The organism is Endozoicomonas sp. ALD040 (assembly GCF_049275945.1).
Taxonomy (GTDB): Bacteria; Pseudomonadota; Gammaproteobacteria; order Pseudomonadales; family Endozoicomonadaceae; genus Endozoicomonas_A.
In genome coordinates this window covers 501,500-517,151 of the sequence record NZ_CP184829.1, presented here as the reverse complement: position 1 = coordinate 517,151, position 15,652 = coordinate 501,500, and the positions used below count along the sequence as shown (strand labels likewise).

Below are 15,652 nucleotides of genomic sequence, written 5' to 3'. Positions count from 1 at the left end.
TCAGGTCTAGGCTATACCAGTTCTATTACTCTGCCGGTTCCAGAATGAAAGCCTGTGGCTGGATCGGATAACTAAACCGTGGCCAGCAGCTCCTCTTCTCGAATGAGTACATAGGTTTTACCCCGGAAGGTCAGCTCTGTTCCTGAGTAACGACTGAACAACACGGTATCACCCTCGCTAATTGGCTCAGTGACTTTAGCTCCCGTTCCCAAAACAATGCCATGGCACTGCTGAGGTTCATCGGAACCGGGTAGAACAATGCCTCCTTCTGAAGTTGTTGGGTTACAGGCCCGGTCAACCAGCACCAGGTTATTGAGTGGTTTGGGTTGAGTCATAGCGCTCCTCGCTTTTTCATTTCCTGAACCAGGGGAGTGACTGCTGTCTTGATCTTTCGCAATGGATTGGCTTTATCAACCACTTCGGTCAATTTGCCTCTGGCAATCCTTGCATAGATCTCTGATGTTTTGGGGTCGGCATGTCCGAGGATGGCCTGGATCTGAAGGGTAGTAATATCCTCTTCCATCATTTCAGCGCCCAGCATGTGACGTAAAGCGTGAGGATGGCAAAGTTCCTCTGGCAAGCCAGCTGACTCTCCATACTTCTGCATAAAACTCCAGACTGACTTCTGAGTCAGTCGCCTGGCTTCGCCTCTGTATTCATGCACTGGCACTTTACGATTACGAACACTGACGAAAAGAACTTGTTCGCCACTGGGCAACGTCCTGTCAATTTCTTGCAGTTCATCATGGCCCAGATAGGCCTGGAGTAGCAGCATGGCTTCATGGGGAACCGGCAACTCTCTTTCGTGACCGCCTTTTTCGGTTACCAGCAGGGCCAGACGCTGTTTGTCTTGATATTGGTACCAGAACAGCTGTTCCTGGTTCAGGTTGACCAGACCAGACACCCGCATACCAGTACTCATCAACAGGGCCAGCATAGCGGCATCACGCAAACCAGTGAATGAATTAATGTCTGGCTGCATGAGTAGCTTTTCAGCATTGGAAAGACCCAGTTGCTTTGGCAGCTTACGGCCAGTATTAGGATATTGAAGTTGTTCAGAAGGATCGGAGTGGATATGATCTTTACTCTGCAGCCACTCATAAAAACCTCTGCAAGCCGCCACAATGGCGTGACGACTTTTGGGAGCAACCCCTTTTTTATGCAGCCAGATCCCGGTGTAATGCTCCAGCTGTTCATATCTGGCCAGCAGCAACAGAGTTCTATGCTCTTGTATCAGATGAGTCTGAAGTTTTAGCAGATAGCCACGGTATTTATTAATCGTTGAGCGGGCACGTCCTTTACTGGCCATCAGAAAAGCCAGCCAGTCTTCAATCAGCAGTAATTCATCATCTGCAGTGGCATTGTCGGGAGCGTTTTTATTGTTCATAAGTCTGCCAGGCGCAGTGCAGAGCGTGGAAGCGTGGTACCTCTCTAATTTTACCATATCTTATTGATATAACAGCTTTTTTCTGAATTTTGTTATCCACAAATACCACTGTGGATGGTTTAAAAAACCGTGGAAGATAAAAAACGCAGTTCGTCTAATCCGTGGGTGTTCAGCTGGCCGTTTTTTCTGGATTTTCAGGCTTTCTCTTCTCTCTTTCCTTTTCCTTTTCAAAGCTTTAAAGAAATAAATAGATAAATGGAGTGAGAAAGCGGCGAAAATTGGCGAGCGTGGAAGAATAGGGTGTTAGTGTGGGAAAAATAGCGTCTAGCGTGGACAGTCAGAAACGACAATGCCAGAATATTCAACAGGTTAACGACGGGCGACCACGGAACCACGGGAAAACGGCAGAGCCTCCGACACCCCCAAACGACAGAAGAGTCCGACGCCTTGCCTCATTCCTGGTCTGGCGCATTGCGCCCACAAAGGCAGCGCCGCAGGTTATTTGCAGGGGGTACGGGGGAGCCGGTGTCGTATTTGGAAAGGCCGTTTTTATTAGGTTGTTGAGTGGCAGGCCAGGAGTAAAAGCATGCCGTTTTATATGATCACCTACGGGCATTGTGAGATCACTGAAGCTTATGTAGGCAAGACGGAAAAAGAAGTCATACAGCGTGCCAGAGGCATGATTGATCAATGGCCGGAGTATGCTGATATGGATGATGATGAGTTGCTGGGTTGGCTCCATGAGGATCAGTGTGAATTTGACCTTGTTCAAATACAGTCAGAGTGGACGGGTGCCGATTTATCACTGGAATCCATGATAAAGCTTTATGACACATGCAAGGTGCCTGCATGGCGATATTTGGCTGAGCGTCGAGCGTTTTAAAGGTGCATTTATGAGTTGCATAGTTAGTTGGATAGAAACCTTTTCATCGGCGCTTTTGGTACCTTTAATTGCCTGCATTGCCGCATTAATTGCTTATTGGCAGTGGAAAACAGCACAGAATAAGTTAAAGCTTGACCTGTTTGATAAGCGTTTAGCTGTGTATGAGGGTGTAACCTCTTTTATTGCTCATGTTTTTCAAACAGGTAAGGTTACAGACGATGAAGTTAGAGCGTACATGCAAGCTACCAGAAATGCTAAGTGGCTTTTTTCTGAAGAAGTAGCAAGCTATTTAAATTCAATCTATGAAAAAGCTATTGATATACAAGCATACAGAGCACAGCTTGAAGGGGTTCCTGTTGGTGATAGAAGGACAGAGCTTGTTAATAAAGAATCTAGTGCAAAAAAATGGTTAGTGGCTCAGTTTTCTGTTGTTGATGAGCACTTCAGAAATTACATGGAAATAAATCACTAATTCAACGAACTGATTTCCAGATAAAAATCGTTCCCAGGATCTTCCGGGGAACGAGTCATAGTGTTTTAGATTAACCAGTCCTACCTGGTACGTTTGTTAATGATATTATGCCGCGTCTGCGGCCTATTCCAGTGTTATACGGCTTCATCTAGCGCCTTCTTTGCGACTTGATAGGCAAAGCAATCCTGCTTATGTAGATCAAGTTTTTCTTGGAATCTGGCAGTAATCTCTTTTAGAGCTGATTCCATTTCTCGCATGTATGCGAAACAAGGGTCAAAATCGAACTCCAGAATTTCAATCTCGTCAGCTTCCTCTATTTGTTTAATCAATTCTTCTGCCTTGCTCATTTCCATGCTCCACAATCGCAAACATAGGTATGCCCGTCTAGCGAGGGTTGCCAGTGGTGAATATGTTTTTTATAGTCGCTGCATTTAACGATAGTTCGCTGTCCATCACTGGTCATTGTTCGCATTGATCTAAAGTCCAGTTTTGAACAATCCTTGTCTCTGTCAGTGCAGCTCATACACATGCTGCCCTTCGGCTGGTATTCCATACTTTAATTCCCTGCATATCGCCGCATAACAACAGCAGCCAACGGACTGCCGCCGTTGCTGCCAGGGTTATGTTTCTATTGGTGAATGAGCAAAAAGAAATGCACTCAGCTTCATTCTGTTATCTCTAGCAAAGCTAAGTTGCATGTCATATCTTACCCATTACGCTCCCACGCTGGAGCATGGGAGCGAGTCAACTGTCACTTTGTTTCTCCTATCAATTCTTCCAACTCCAAAACCTTTCGCTTAACCCCTTCAGAAATCTCAAACATAACCAGCTCATCAGGTTTTGAAAGAAATAATGAGATCTCTTGCCTATGAATATTGCTGTTGTAATCTGGAAATTCAGGATAAAACAGGTCAGCAATAAACCACGTCTGTTTTAAATCATTTTTACTTAGTGAAGTGACGAGATCACTTTCATCGCGGTACCAGTGAAACCGCTTATTCTTGTTGAAAATTGCTTTAGCAAACGGCATTTTTATTTCCTCTAAATTAATTGTCTACGCCTAACAACCTTACCACCAATCCGACCGATCCCTTTCCCGCTCCTCAGCCTCCCGATTTAATTCAGCCTGCTGCTCCTCCTTAGCTGCTGAAAGCAGCTCATTAGCCAGTTCAGCTATTTTTTCCCAATACCTTGAGCCCCACTTATTACCTGCACCTTCCAGAATGGCCTTCTTGTTGATCTCCAAGTGTTTAATTTCGGACAGGTTCAGCAGGTTGAATTCACGGAATCCATCTTCTTCTTTAACAAAGAAAAACAAGTCCATGGTTTTATACTGACCACCCACACCACCCTTCCAGTGATAGCCGAGGACGTCTGGAGCCAGAATGACGGGAAAAGGTTCCGGTTGAGCCTGGCCAGCAAAGTACTTTGATTCGGGTCTGACGTTTGCGAATATTTGCATGTTTAATCTCCTGGTTAATCCATTAGCTATCTGTTCTCACGCTTTGCGTGGAAACGAGTTATTCTCCGAGACCCCACACGGCGGGATCATCTGCGACGTATTCAAACTCACTGACAAGTGCCTTTTCTTCGGGCGTCAGCTTACGGCCAAAATCAACTTTGATGGCTATGTAGCCCGGCAGAACATCTTCTACTCCTGAGCCGTCACAGACAGGGCATTCATCACCAGGCATTACCACCCCATGCCCGTCGCACTCATCGCAATTTTCTTCACCAAACAACCAATAATCACGACAGTCTTCACAGACATCACCGCCTTCGGTTCTCTCGTTAAAACCTTCCTTTCTGCAAACAATGCATTTTCCGTAAATGCTCATAATGAACCCTCTCTTGAATCTTCCAGCTCAGCTTTTTCAATCAACCCAATCAAAGCCCCAATAAACAACACCCGTTCTCTTTTATCCCTCGTTTGTTCAGGTGTTCTCGCTGGAGTTAGCTGAAGCACTTCAAGCTCCAGCTTCAACGCCAACAGTGTTTGACTGTTATTCACTCCCCTGCACCTCCGGCACACTCACACTCAACCCATACCGCTCCAGCTCTGTCAGCGACAGGCCATAAAGGTGGGCGACCCGCCTGGTGCCGATGGAGCGCTCTTTATTCCGGAACGGCTCAGGGCAGATTCCGGCGTCTTTGACCTGCCGGGAAAAGACCGTCGCACTTTTCACCGGCATGGCGTCGAATTTGGCTCTTAAACTGTTGTTAGTAGACAGGTGCTGCATAATGTGGGTGAAGCGCACGAACAGCAGCGACTCGTCGGGATCGTTGGGGTTCTTCTCAAACAGGTACGGAAACTTGAAGTTGCCGGCATCGATCTCGCCCAGCAGGATTTCCATAATCCAGACCCAGGGCTCACGATCTGAGCTGCTTTCGGTAACGTGGCGGTTCATGGTGCTGAGCAGATCCATGGGGAAGTTTCCCAGATTGCTGGGCAGTTCCAGGAATTCACACAGCAGCTTCCAGGCGCAATAGATGGCGGCATAGTTGCCCACCATCCGGTTGGCACCGTCGTCTTCACCACTGGTCGCACTTCTGCTCATTAAAAACTGGCGGCACTTACCGTGCAGTTCCCGCACTCGTTTACGATCCAGGGTAGAGAGCCACTTGACCCACTCACGTACTGGGAAACGGGGCAGGTCTTCTGGCATCTCTCCATTCTGTTTCTTGGTCAGGTCAGAGCGCACCACCTTACCCAGCAGCGTATTGACGGGCACGTCCTCACCCGCAAGCAACACAGGAGCTGACTGTACGTACTCTGTCATATCCGTACCGCGTCGTGTCACGGTGAACTGGTAACACTCCTGCAGCATGGCCACGGCCTTATCAATAATGTCCTGCCTGCGAGCCGACAGTTCTTCCCAGCCTACTGGGTGATTGGTATGGGATATGGACGTTAGCAGTCGAAACTCGGTCTGCAGACTCTGTCCACCAAACATGGTCATACCAATGGTTCTTTCCATTCGCTTGACCAAGGTCGACTTACCGGCAGCTTTACCGGCCTGGAGAATGAAGTGGGGCCAAAAACCCAGAAAGGCTTTCAGATGTGCGCCCAGCGCCCAAACCAGCTTAATCAATGCGGCATTGTGGGTAAAGGTGGCCTGATACGCTTCCACCACACGCCGACCATGGTGCACCGGACCACTGGGAAACTTCAGGTTGTGATAAGGGCACTGCTTTTCTGGTTCAGTGAAATAACAGTCTGGGCCTTCGTTCAGGACAGGGCGACCATTACGCCAGGCCAGTCCAACAAAATTGATGGCATCCCGGGCACCAATGTCGGTGGCACGCTCCATAATATTGAGCATCCGGGAAAACTTAGCGGGTGAGAAAATCGGGCCAAACTTTTTCCACTGCTCCGGGTTGTGCAGCTGTTCATCCTGAAAGACCCGACGCTGCAGATGATGAGCGTGGCGAGCCGTCTGCACTGTGGCCGCAAAGATGGTATTAGGCTGAACGTCTTTCTCACCGCTCATGGTGGCGGTGGCACTCTGGATAGATACACGACTCAGGCCAGCAATGCGGAAACCACACAAGTCCTGATAATCTATTTTCTCGTTACCATCCTCATCGGTGCCCACCTTCAGCAACTGGGTAAAGTCTTCTTTAACCCTGAATTTCCAATAGACGCTGTAATCATGGGCAGGTAAAAAGAGTCGCGGCTTGCCGGGGTTGAACACGGTATCTTTATCGACTTTTCCGGGCAGACCGGGCACCAGCCAGGGTTCCCACTCCTGAAGGGCAGAGGCTAACGTACCTTTACCCGCCTCAAGCCCATACTTCACCAGGAAGTCATTCAGATCATTAACCCCTTCCCAACGATTACCAGAGAGCTGATCGACAAACAGACAGGGCATATTGATCGAAGTCAGCTTCTCATGCACCGACCAGGCGGCATGGGCACCGGGGCGGTAGCCGGTTTTCTCGTCCGGCTCATCGTTATCAAAGGCACAGATCACCCGCTTGCCTGTCAGCAGGCTCCAGTCTTTTTCATGGAGATTACTGGCCCCCATCACCGCCAGCGCTGCCCAGCCTTTTTTCGCCAGACTGGTGCAATGCATGGACAGCGCATTAATAGGCGACTCCACCAGAACAACCGTGTGGGCTTGTTTAATGTGGCTGTGGCTCAGGCACCAGAAAGCGGGGCCTTTCTCGCCGTGGCAGTGGCTTTTGACACCGCCATTGAGGGCTTTATCAAAGTAACGGTATTCCACCGTCGTTACCCTGCGGCTGGCAAAGTCCCGGCAGATAAACGCAGCGGCAGGGCCGCCATAAAACTTTTCACCGGGCTTTTGGTCGGTGCGGGTGTAATCGGAGTACCCGAGAGTTTTGGCCGAAATGGCCTGCTCAATCACTTCTTTCGACAAACGACGCTCATCGCACAGATAAGCCATCACATCTTCGGGCTGCTGCATCACCTGATCCGCCAGCCACTCTTCACGGCTGCGTTTTTCTGGCGGGCCATTGGGTTTGTCAAAAGGGATATTGAATGCCTGATGCAGCCATTTAATAGCCTCGCCGGTATCCGTGGCCTGACCGGTGTAGATCACCAGATCAATAATGCTGCCGCCTTCGTCGGTGGCATGGTCTTTCCAGCGCAGTTCGCCATTGCGGCGATAGACCGAAAAGCTGGCGTGCTTGTCATCCCGCAGGGGTGAGTGATACATCGCCTCGCCGCTCTGCTTGAGCTTGCCGTCGCGCTTCATGCCCAGGAGTTCACACAGGTCATTCAGGTCGATGCGTTCTTTCAGTTGCTCAATGCTAGCCATGGATCGGGGCCTCCGGCTCTTCATTGAGCGAGTCATTGAGCGAGTCATTGACCGAAGAGACATCGATCAATATTTCCCCCTGGAAGTGATCACGCAACGATTGAAATTGAGCATCCTGGAGCAGGGCGGCCATATTGGGGTTGACCTGTTTGATTCGCTGCCAGGTTTTCTTTTTTTCTTCCCGGCTCAGGCGGGAGAGGTTTATTTTTTTTCGAGTTCGAGCCATTTTGTCTTTCCTGACTTTAAAACTGCCTGCCAACAGTTCGTTTCAGTGGTTCTTCTTAACGTCATTTGTCTGCCGTACACGGCAGGCTTCAGGTTTGCTGCACTGGTCAGAACCAGGGCAGCGGTAAAGGTCTTTGCTATTAACCGGTCTGCAGCGAGCGGCTTGCCGATACTTCGGAAAACAGCAGCCCGGTACAAACTCACAACGAAAGCCCAGCAAATCCTTATCCATGGGCGGCCTCTTGGTTTTCCTGGCTGCCCACGTGGTAAATGCTGTTGTTGATCTCATTCAACAGTCTCAGCACCATGCGAGCTTCGTGATCTTCCAGGGAACCGTCGAGGGTCAGGTGGTGCCTGCGCACATGGCTGACCAGCTTGCCCAGCACATTGGCCTCAGCGGTGGTGATCTCCAGAGGTTCCAGTTCAAAGTCGTAGACCGGTTCAACCGTTTCAGCAGCCATACTGTTCTCCCCTGGATATCACATGCAGTTGTGTGCCCCATCGTTTGCAGAGTTTTGGAAACAGCTCCTGATCATCAAACAGCTCATGGGGCTCGATGCCTTTCTCGATCCTGAGGCGAATCACCAGCAGAGCCGCCCGGTAATGGCTGTCATCCAGCAGGCAGAGATCCCTGACGCAAAGATGAAAACGAGAGCCGTCGTAACAACTCAACAGCGCCTGGGCAGCGGCTTCTGCCGCACCCGTATCACTGAAAGCTACGTCAACCAATGGCCTGACGACCTTTTGGGCCTGTGCTCTGGTAGCGTCGTCCATTAGGCCACCTCCTTGTTTTTGCGGGCCTTGTGCTCTTCCTGATGCATCTTCAACCAGATCTCCTCACGCCATATGGTGATATGACTGGGTGCCCGGAAAGCAAAGCGCAACATCCCCTGATGCGAACGAGTAGTACTGATGTGAACGCCACCTTCACTGAACAGCTTTTTACCCACCGGACGCACCAGAATGGCCTTGCCCTTTGGCGACTCCAGCAGCACCTTGACCTGTTGTTCGTTGTGAGACTGCAGAGTCAGCCGGACGGTGTTATTAATCCGGATGCTTTCTCCGTTTTTGCGAGCGAGTATCAGCATGGTTCTCTCCTTCTTAAACCGCATACCGGCCAAACTCGGTCATTTCTTCCTTGTCTGGCTGGGTGTAAATAGCGGTGGTTTTCGGGTCCTCGTGCCCGAGCCACACCTGCACTTTTAACAGGGTGCGGGCCACATCATCAGACGCTTTGACCTGGCGTTTGGCCCAGGTGTGACGCCACCAGTGGGGCGATCCGGCTTCCAGTCCGGCTTTTTCACACCACAGGCTCATGCGGTCCTGAAAGCTGCGCACACTCATGTGCTTATGGTTGCGGGAAATAATCAGAGGCCGGTTTTCATACTCAAGGCCGCGAAAGTCCTGAGGCCGTGCCATCTTTTTATGGATGCGGACCAGGTTACGCAGGGCTTCGATAATGATCTTTTTGCCAAACAGCTCTTGCGCTTTCCGGCGTTTGTTGATCTGTGGCCGAATCACCAGACGTTCTCTGGCTATGGCTGCCTGTGCATCACCGATGGTCAGGCCAGCGAGCACGCAGACACGCACTGCCGTGTGACGGGCCAGCACCATCCACCAGTAATCACGCTCGGCATAAATATCTGCCGAGTGTTGTTTGACGGTGGCCAGCAGCTTTTTCTCTTCAGCTACGGTGAAATAGGTCGTAAAAAACTTCATAGGGCTTCGCCTCCAACGGCTTCGTTTTTCTTGTGTCCCTGCACCGCCATCATCCGAATCAGCCGGGCCAGGGTCGGGTTGTCCATCGCTTCCTGAAACGGGGTCTTCATCCCTGACCGTTCCCAGGCGTTCTGCAACATCACTTCAGTGGGTTCTACGGGCATCACGAAACGATACTGTCGTCGTTGTCGCTGCCAGCGGTGTTCGGGTCGTACGGGCATGAGTCCTTCTCCTGCCGTTCCCTGTACTGCTGTAGGAACTCCATAAATTCCTGTCGAAAATAGATCCGGACGTAGGCCGAGGCCTTTTTCGGGTCAATGACCTCTTCCGGCTCCAGGTTATCGCTGACTCGGGTAATCCCCCGTTTGCGAAGCTCTGGCGGAATATCAGTCATCAATCAGCGCCTCGACCCGGGCCAGGAACTCAAAGAAAAAATGGATCTGCTCCATGCCTTCCTTTCGGATCCGATGGAACTCATCCCGGGTGATGCGGCCATCACTGAGAGCGGCCGACACTTCCCTTGAAACATCACCGATCTCGGCGTGCCAGCGGGCATACATATTCAGCAGCTCGGTATCGCAGGTGGCGGAGAAATCGCCCAGGTTGATAATGGAGTGATTCACGCAGGCCGCCATGGCCTTGAGGATCTGAAAATCACGGGTAATGTGCATAATCAGGATCGCATCCAGCAGCCCCAGTTTATGGTGGGGCTGGGAGGGGTTGATCTCGTTGGAGAGCACACCGGGTGATTTGTTGAGGGGGTTACCCAGAGCCTGGGCGCCGCCTTTGTAGTTGCGGACTGTGGCCTTCATGGCCTGTTCGACCAGTGTCGTGTCAGGCTGGCCGGTTTTTGGGTTGATGGGATTCACGTAATACCTCCATGCTTATCACGTAGATAAAAAGGAGGCGCTGGTCTATCTTCATACCCATAGCGTTGTGTTAACATCGCTGTGTGGTGAAAGTGTTCGAGCTATCTGGGTGACCAGCGCCACAACGGGGTAAGAGCCTGCCAGCTCTGCCCCAACCGGAGCCCCCCTGCCAGGGGGCTTTTTAATGCCTGCTGCCACAGGCGTGTTCGAGCTTAATCCTTAAGCTTTATTTTCAACCTCCGGCAAACTCATCCCAATCAAGTTTTCATCTGGCAAAGGCTGCTCTAATGCGATGCAGACTTCTTTCAGATCCGCCAGGTATTGAGCCTGTTCAAATTGGGTTTTTGCTAGAGATACCAGCTTGACCAATTTCATCTTCTGGTCACGCAGACGGCGACGCAGCTCTATATCCAGCTTTGGCTCAGGTAGTTTATTCAGCTCGGTTTCCATGGTGTTGAAAGCATTGATATAGGCTTCTTTCCATTTGGCTGCTTCTTTGCCTGTGAAGCCCATGATCAGATAGCAAAACCCGTCACGGGTGATTTCGTACATAGGGCGATCTTGTTTGTTCCCATCTTTGTAGGAGCCGAGCGCAAAATTGCGCTGGGCAAATTCCTCAGAGCAATCTACCTCCCTGACGGCCCGCAACACATCCTTGTGTTGTTTAGAGAATTTTTCAGCTACATCACAAGTGGTGGTCTTTACTGAGCCATCTATAACGGCCAGTTGAGGCTTTTTCACTAATGCTATGTTATTATTCATCCCGTTACCTTTTGATTTGACACCGAAGCCCTGCTACCACGAATAGCGGGGTTTTCTTTTTCAGGCCACATGGCCAGTCTCGTTACTTCCTGTTCCAGCCTCTTCAATGGGGGGCAAACCCAATACCTTTTCCTCTTCAGCTAACGCTCTCTCCAGAAGCATCCGGATCTTCTGTGAGCGGCTACGCTGTTCTAACGTTGCCAAACGATCCAGTCTGGCCGTAAGTTCAACAGGTACTCTTGTACCTATGAAGGGTTGAGGTTGCATCTATTCCTCCATACAAGGACAATTCTTATTAATGTCTTTTAACAATTGAAACTCAATTTATCGAGCTTTTAAAGAAATTAAATCAATAAATTGATTTCGTCAATAGTTGAACTCAAAATTTTATGGAATTTTCAGAGCGCATCAGTGCGATCCTGCACGGCAGGAAGCTATACCCTTGGGCACAAGCTCTCAATATTTCGAGCGGTATTGCTCGGCGGATAGGACAAAATGTAATACCAGGCTCTGAAATACTCACCGCCATCTGCCGTACCGAGAACGTCAGTCTGAACTGGCTTCTGGATGGTCGAGGCAACCCCTACCTTATTGACCGCTGTGATAGTGATGAGGTACTGGCAGAGCAGCTGGCCCACCACTTTGAAGACTGTGCCTATAAGGTTCACCTGATCCATGACGGGTCTGATCTGGTGATTGAACTCAGCGAAAAGGCTCAGCTGGAATACAAAGGAAAATGCGTGGATTATGTGGAATATGAGTATCTGACTGGCTCTCTGGGTGAAAAGACCCGCAAGATACTGCTAGAGCAGTACAAGCTAGATCCTAATCAATGGTTTGATGCTTTGTTGGAACCCAATTCAGTTCAGAAACTCCAGAAGGGGGTGATGGGGCCTTTCCAGTTATACGGCGATGATAAAATACCGGGTTACTTGGCACCCGTATGGATAGAAACCTCGGGGGTTCTGGAAAAACTGCTGGATAATTGCACCCAATTCGTAAGATCCCTGGGTGAAATCGACACCCAGCTGATGCGAGCCGTCATTACCCTTGTCGAAGAAACAGAAATGCTCGAAGCTACTACATTGTCTGTCGACCAAAGAGCCCGGATCTACACAACCGCTTACCGCCACGCGGAGCGCAAAGGGCTGACGGCCCGAGAACTGGATTCATCCTATATCCTTTCTCTTATCGAAGTCATTAAATAATCGGAGTTAATGCAATGAAATGGATTTCCCTATTTCTAATCTTTATGCTGTCTGGTTGTTCCAGTGACCCAGATACTTCTCAGGCCAAACCTTATCAGCTAAACAAAATTGAGGATTCCAGTTATCCAGGGAGAGTCAGATACAGTGTATCTATTAGCTCAAGCGAAGTAACAACTCATGAAGAGTTCGCACAGACAGCCATCAGAGCCGCACTGAATGTGCAACGTTCAAAGAATGCTGACGTTGTATGGGTCTACTTGGAACCTTCGGAAGCTGTTGCTGGTTATGGACTGGCTTATGCTATTGCAAACTACTCACCTGATGGTGGTGGAAATGACGGCTCACAGGGGTGGACATGGGAGGTCAGTGCTGCCGAAAAACTGATACCCGAAATAGAATTGATGGTTGTTGAAGAATGGAGAGAGCATCGGGGTAAATTCCAGGTGAATGGATTAACGGACGAGCCTGCATTAAAAGCCTACCTCTCTAAAAAGTTGGATATATCCGTTCAAGATATTGGGTTGCCATGGGTGAATAGAAGAGACTACCCCATGTAAATTATCTTGGCAGTAACCGGGTTACTGCCACAGTTAAACCAATTCTTGCTTACACCACGCTAAAGTATCCAACCGGTTAATGGCCAGTTTTTTTAACCTGACCTCTGGTTCAGACTCCTGTTCGGCCTCTACCCTTCGCAATAATAACTGGCGTGCCTGCCTGAGTTTGTTGAGTTCCTGTTCATTGATCAACACAAGCCGACTGTTTAATTCACTGGCTGCTTCTTTGATTTCTTCTGCCATACCACCCTCTAACTTCCCTGAAATAATACTGTATATAAATACAGTATATTGTTATAGCCATAGTCTGACAACCGCCAGAAAGCCACGTAATTTTTTACGCAAACTCACGTAGATAGACAACCTAAGGCGAAACTAGTCTTGACGCTCGTCAAAACAATTCTGGCTGACCTGACCAATGTCTACCAAATTGCCAACTCACCCAGCAGACCGAAACCGCCGTTGCAAAATGGCCCGAACCATTGCCGGTTTATCCCAGAGAGAAGTGGCTAATGCCCTCGGTAAAGGGTTAAGTACCATAAGGAATTGGGAAACCGACGGTGGAGCGGGTCCCAAAACTCAAGATGACCTGATCGTTATGTGTCGCCTTTATGGAATAACTACCGATTGGTATCTGGAAGGGGTTGAGCCCATGTTCCGCCATGATGCACCACTGTCGGATAAATTAATTACCGTGATTGAAGCCGTGGCCCGGCTTAACCCGCCCCAGCTTGATGCCCTGGCAGATTTTATTCAGACACTTAATGCCTGATGGATTAAGGGTAAAGTTTATGGTCAGGATCGAACCACACCACATGGAAAACCGAGTCAATAAAAAAACCATGAATGCGGCCATGCTCATTGGCACTGATTTGAAATTGATAAGGTCTCTGCCCCTGTAGCTGTTCATTAAGAGTGGCAAAACCTTCGCGCTCGCTGGTTTGTTTCCATTCTATAGGATGGGCTCTGAGCGCACTGGTACGGTTTTGCAGTATCTCCCCGGGCAGCAGTTCAGACAAGTTTTTCAAACGCTCCAGCACTTTGTGAAAATACCGTGCGTTTTTACCCGTGATGGAGAACTTATTATTGTTCAGGTCTAAATGCTTGAACGAAAAGCTGACATGCTTTTCGTGAACGGGCGTGGTCGGAAGATACTTTTTCTGGAGTTTAGAGGGCTGTACTTTACGCTTCTTCGCCATTCTCTTCTGCCATCTTCCGATAGAAGTGCTTCATGGATGCCTTGCTAATGATGGCGGTAGAGAAGTCATCAGGTGCCAGACCCTTGCGAGCCTCCTGCCAGGGGCGCTCCTGGTGAGTCATCATTTCCAGTTGGTAGCTGGTGAAGCTGGCAAAAGTGTCATAGATCTCGTTGAGATGTTGTTCGACTTTTACCGGAAGTTCAGGCTTGCCCGGATCAAAAGAAATAGGATTCCAGGTATACGACTTGAAGCAATGGTACAACTTTGGGTACACAGGCCCATGCACCCAAGCCTCACAGTCTTCGCCGATGAGAGGCTTATCATATAAAGCCAGATACCAAGCCTGGGCGTAATAAACCATTTTCTGGATTTTTTTATTGGTGATTACGTCGCCATGGGCATGAACCTTGTGCAAGAAGAAATCAGCAACGTTTTTAGCGGTTATCTTGCTCAAGAACTCCTCCTTAATGGGCATGCTGAAAACCTGTAATACCGTCCTTATCGGCGCGGGCGCTGAGTATATTACAAGCATAGATAGGGTGGCAAATAAAGCAAAAGCACAATTATTTATCAGCCGGATCTGGCAAACTTTTCACCCTCTGCTTCGGATAACTCGCCGTAAAACTCTGCCAGAGCCCCTGTTCATCCAGCATTTCCGTCAGGCTCTTGATGACCCATTCACCATTAGCCTGGGGACGTGGATGACCAGTAATATTCACCAGCCCTTCGGCCCTCAACACCGAATTAGCCGGCATTCGACTCATCACAAATTCAAACTGCTGGCGCTGAATCTCGTGCAGTTCGGCAAAGGCCGCCTGGCGGGCATCGGGTTCAAAGTCGTACAGTAAGCCCAGCACCTTTTGCGGTTGTTCATTTGAGGTTTCGACATATTGAGTTGAGCCTGCGCTCAGATCCCGGTAATTAGCCCGCACTGATTTCTGTCGAATACGGCCACTGAGTTTGACGGTGCCCCTGGTTTCTTCAGTGATCGGAACGGGTTCCGGTGTTGTCGCCTGACCCGAGACCGATTGACCATCGCCTTTTTCAAAGAACACCAGCTGATGCCCGACGGGTTTCACGGTGGCGTCGTAACGCCCGGCCAGCCGGGTTAATAAATCAGCATCGCTCTGGGCCTGCTGGTCTTCATAAAAAATCTCTATGGCTTTGAGCTGGTCTGACATGGCCAGGTCAAACCCGTGACGGTGGGCGATGGTCAGAGCCAGATCGCCCAGCGTGGTGTCGATCCATACGTCGTCTCTGGGCGTTGTGAACGAGCCTCTTAATTTGGCACCTGAAGCTGAGATAACCATTCGGGTGTCAGGAAAGGGAAACTCGACACCATCGAGCCGGTAATTACCCCGGTAGACCAGCTGACTTTTTCCTGCAGTATCCTGATAACCGGTCCAGACTTTGATGTCCTGCTCTTTGGAAGGAAACGACAGCTTACCGTCGTCGTTCAGCTCCAGCGTCAGGCTGTCGGACCGGTGCCCGGCTTCATCGGTAATGGTCAGGCTGATCAGTCGTTGCCGGATCGCTGCGGTTTGGTCTTTACCACCAATGGTGATTTTGAAATCAGGGGTCATGGGG

Annotated in this window: 26 protein-coding genes; 5 read left to right on the top strand and 21 right to left on the bottom strand. The window is 49.7% G+C overall.

The genetic code is table 11. The features are described from left to right. Nucleotides 1–71: 71 nt before the first annotated feature. Both ACOJUN_RS01880 and ACOJUN_RS01875 read right to left on the bottom strand, forming a co-directional pair. Nucleotides 72–335 carry a co-chaperone GroES gene (locus tag ACOJUN_RS01880; protein WP_422134990.1) on the bottom strand — a complete coding sequence of 88 codons (264 nt, stop codon included), beginning with the start codon at nucleotides 333–335 and terminating at the stop codon, nucleotides 72–74. Next, complete coding sequence (locus tag ACOJUN_RS01875; RefSeq protein WP_422134989.1) at nucleotides 332–1,387, bottom strand: tyrosine-type recombinase/integrase; 1,056 nt, start codon at nucleotides 1,385–1,387, stop codon at nucleotides 332–334. The genes ACOJUN_RS01880 and ACOJUN_RS01875 overlap by 4 nt, the downstream gene beginning before the upstream one ends. Nucleotides 1,388–1,973: 586 nt before the next feature. Here ACOJUN_RS01875 and ACOJUN_RS01870 point away from each other — a divergent pair. Both ACOJUN_RS01870 and ACOJUN_RS01865 read left to right on the top strand, forming a co-directional pair. After that, nucleotides 1,974–2,270 carry a hypothetical protein gene (locus tag ACOJUN_RS01870; protein ID WP_422134988.1) on the top strand — a complete coding sequence of 99 codons (297 nt, stop codon included), beginning with the start codon at nucleotides 1,974–1,976 and terminating at the stop codon, nucleotides 2,268–2,270. Nucleotides 2,271–2,280: 10 nt separating this feature from the next. Further along, nucleotides 2,281–2,742: a hypothetical protein gene (locus ACOJUN_RS01865; RefSeq protein WP_422134987.1), complete on the top strand. Its 462-nt coding sequence runs from the start codon at nucleotides 2,281–2,283 to the stop codon at nucleotides 2,740–2,742. A 134-nt stretch (nucleotides 2,743–2,876) separates the two neighbouring features. Here ACOJUN_RS01865 and ACOJUN_RS01860 read toward each other — a convergent pair whose 3' ends face one another. From ACOJUN_RS01860 to ACOJUN_RS01790, 15 genes are all read right to left on the bottom strand, one after another. Beyond that, the gene (locus ACOJUN_RS01860) at nucleotides 2,877–3,089 is read right to left on the bottom strand and encodes a hypothetical protein (RefSeq protein WP_422134986.1); all 213 of its coding nucleotides are present in this window, start codon (nucleotides 3,087–3,089) and stop codon (nucleotides 2,877–2,879) included. A 404-nt stretch (nucleotides 3,090–3,493) separates the two neighbouring features. After that, entirely contained in the window at nucleotides 3,494–3,772 is a 279-nt protein-coding gene (locus tag ACOJUN_RS01855) for a hypothetical protein (protein ID WP_422134985.1), read from the bottom strand. A gap of 39 nt (nucleotides 3,773–3,811) precedes the next feature. Next, the gene (locus ACOJUN_RS01850) at nucleotides 3,812–4,204 is read right to left on the bottom strand and encodes a hypothetical protein (protein ID WP_422134984.1); all 393 of its coding nucleotides are present in this window, start codon (nucleotides 4,202–4,204) and stop codon (nucleotides 3,812–3,814) included. 58 nt (nucleotides 4,205–4,262) lie between these two features. Then, nucleotides 4,263–4,580 (bottom strand): hypothetical protein, encoded by a 318-nt coding sequence (locus tag ACOJUN_RS01845; RefSeq protein WP_422134983.1) that lies wholly within the window; start codon nucleotides 4,578–4,580, stop codon nucleotides 4,263–4,265. After that, the gene (locus ACOJUN_RS01840) at nucleotides 4,577–4,753 is read right to left on the bottom strand and encodes a hypothetical protein (RefSeq protein ID WP_422134982.1); all 177 of its coding nucleotides are present in this window, start codon (nucleotides 4,751–4,753) and stop codon (nucleotides 4,577–4,579) included. Before ACOJUN_RS01840 ends, ACOJUN_RS01845 begins: the two co-directional genes overlap by 4 nt. Further along, on the bottom strand, nucleotides 4,746–7,526 hold the full coding sequence (locus ACOJUN_RS01835) for a toprim domain-containing protein (RefSeq protein ID WP_422134981.1): 2,781 nt from the start codon (nucleotides 7,524–7,526) through the stop codon (nucleotides 4,746–4,748). The genes ACOJUN_RS01840 and ACOJUN_RS01835 overlap by 8 nt, the downstream gene beginning before the upstream one ends. Continuing rightward, entirely contained in the window at nucleotides 7,519–7,752 is a 234-nt protein-coding gene (locus ACOJUN_RS01830; protein WP_422134980.1) for a hypothetical protein, read from the bottom strand. Before ACOJUN_RS01830 ends, ACOJUN_RS01835 begins: the two co-directional genes overlap by 8 nt. A 223-nt stretch (nucleotides 7,753–7,975) precedes the next feature. Then, the gene (locus tag ACOJUN_RS01825) at nucleotides 7,976–8,212 is read right to left on the bottom strand and encodes a hypothetical protein (protein WP_422134979.1); all 237 of its coding nucleotides are present in this window, start codon (nucleotides 8,210–8,212) and stop codon (nucleotides 7,976–7,978) included. Beyond that, nucleotides 8,202–8,525 carry a DUF7673 family protein gene (locus tag ACOJUN_RS01820; RefSeq protein WP_422134978.1) on the bottom strand — a complete coding sequence of 108 codons (324 nt, stop codon included), beginning with the start codon at nucleotides 8,523–8,525 and terminating at the stop codon, nucleotides 8,202–8,204. The genes ACOJUN_RS01825 and ACOJUN_RS01820 overlap by 11 nt, the downstream gene beginning before the upstream one ends. Beyond that, nucleotides 8,525–8,839, bottom strand: coding sequence for a carbon storage regulator (locus ACOJUN_RS01815; protein WP_422134977.1), 315 nt, complete (start codon nucleotides 8,837–8,839; stop codon nucleotides 8,525–8,527). Before ACOJUN_RS01815 ends, ACOJUN_RS01820 begins: the two co-directional genes overlap by 1 nt. A gap of 13 nt (nucleotides 8,840–8,852) precedes the next feature. After that, nucleotides 8,853–9,470, bottom strand: coding sequence for a tyrosine-type recombinase/integrase (locus tag ACOJUN_RS01810; RefSeq protein ID WP_422134976.1), 618 nt, complete (start codon nucleotides 9,468–9,470; stop codon nucleotides 8,853–8,855). Next, complete coding sequence (locus tag ACOJUN_RS01805) at nucleotides 9,467–9,691, bottom strand: hypothetical protein (RefSeq protein ID WP_422134975.1); 225 nt, start codon at nucleotides 9,689–9,691, stop codon at nucleotides 9,467–9,469. Before ACOJUN_RS01805 ends, ACOJUN_RS01810 begins: the two co-directional genes overlap by 4 nt. Before the next feature lie 165 nt (nucleotides 9,692–9,856). Then, nucleotides 9,857–10,339 (bottom strand): phage regulatory CII family protein, encoded by a 483-nt coding sequence (locus ACOJUN_RS01800; RefSeq protein ID WP_422134974.1) that lies wholly within the window; start codon nucleotides 10,337–10,339, stop codon nucleotides 9,857–9,859. 219 nt (nucleotides 10,340–10,558) lie between these two features. After that, nucleotides 10,559–11,101: a Rha family transcriptional regulator gene (locus ACOJUN_RS01795; protein ID WP_422134973.1), complete on the bottom strand. Its 543-nt coding sequence runs from the start codon at nucleotides 11,099–11,101 to the stop codon at nucleotides 10,559–10,561. Between the two features lie 60 nt (nucleotides 11,102–11,161). Continuing rightward, on the bottom strand, nucleotides 11,162–11,368 hold the full coding sequence (locus tag ACOJUN_RS01790) for a ribbon-helix-helix protein, CopG family (RefSeq protein WP_422134972.1): 207 nt from the start codon (nucleotides 11,366–11,368) through the stop codon (nucleotides 11,162–11,164). Nucleotides 11,369–11,490: 122 nt separating this feature from the next. On the opposite strand from ACOJUN_RS01790, the gene ACOJUN_RS01785 reads away from it, so the two are divergent. Together ACOJUN_RS01785 and ACOJUN_RS01780 are read left to right on the top strand one after the other, a co-directional pair. Then, the gene (locus tag ACOJUN_RS01785; RefSeq protein WP_422134971.1) at nucleotides 11,491–12,309 is read left to right on the top strand and encodes a hypothetical protein; all 819 of its coding nucleotides are present in this window, start codon (nucleotides 11,491–11,493) and stop codon (nucleotides 12,307–12,309) included. Between the two features lie 14 nt (nucleotides 12,310–12,323). Beyond that, on the top strand, nucleotides 12,324–12,866 hold the full coding sequence (locus tag ACOJUN_RS01780; RefSeq protein WP_422134970.1) for a DUF4875 domain-containing protein: 543 nt from the start codon (nucleotides 12,324–12,326) through the stop codon (nucleotides 12,864–12,866). 33 nt (nucleotides 12,867–12,899) lie between these two features. Here the strand turns inward: ACOJUN_RS01780 and ACOJUN_RS01775 are convergent, their stop codons facing one another. Next, the gene (locus tag ACOJUN_RS01775) at nucleotides 12,900–13,109 is read right to left on the bottom strand and encodes a hypothetical protein (protein WP_422134969.1); all 210 of its coding nucleotides are present in this window, start codon (nucleotides 13,107–13,109) and stop codon (nucleotides 12,900–12,902) included. A 226-nt stretch (nucleotides 13,110–13,335) separates the two neighbouring features. Here ACOJUN_RS01775 and ACOJUN_RS01770 point away from each other — a divergent pair, with 226 nt between their 5' ends. Continuing rightward, complete coding sequence (locus tag ACOJUN_RS01770) at nucleotides 13,336–13,638, top strand: helix-turn-helix domain-containing protein (protein WP_422134968.1); 303 nt, start codon at nucleotides 13,336–13,338, stop codon at nucleotides 13,636–13,638. A 4-nt stretch (nucleotides 13,639–13,642) separates the two neighbouring features. Here ACOJUN_RS01770 and ACOJUN_RS01765 read toward each other — a convergent pair whose 3' ends face one another. The 3 genes from ACOJUN_RS01765 to ACOJUN_RS01755 all read right to left on the bottom strand — a co-directional run bounded on the left by ACOJUN_RS01765 (nucleotide 13,643) and on the right by ACOJUN_RS01755 (nucleotide 15,648). Next, the gene (locus ACOJUN_RS01765) at nucleotides 13,643–14,065 is read right to left on the bottom strand and encodes a hypothetical protein (protein WP_422134967.1); all 423 of its coding nucleotides are present in this window, start codon (nucleotides 14,063–14,065) and stop codon (nucleotides 13,643–13,645) included. Continuing rightward, nucleotides 14,049–14,519 carry a Panacea domain-containing protein gene (locus tag ACOJUN_RS01760; protein ID WP_422134966.1) on the bottom strand — a complete coding sequence of 157 codons (471 nt, stop codon included), beginning with the start codon at nucleotides 14,517–14,519 and terminating at the stop codon, nucleotides 14,049–14,051. The genes ACOJUN_RS01765 and ACOJUN_RS01760 overlap by 17 nt, the downstream gene beginning before the upstream one ends. Nucleotides 14,520–14,628: 109 nt before the next feature. Continuing rightward, a complete protein-coding gene (locus tag ACOJUN_RS01755; RefSeq protein ID WP_422134965.1) occupies nucleotides 14,629–15,648 on the bottom strand; it encodes a contractile injection system protein, VgrG/Pvc8 family in 1,020 nt (339 codons plus the stop codon). Between the last annotated feature and the right edge of the window lie 4 nt (nucleotides 15,649–15,652).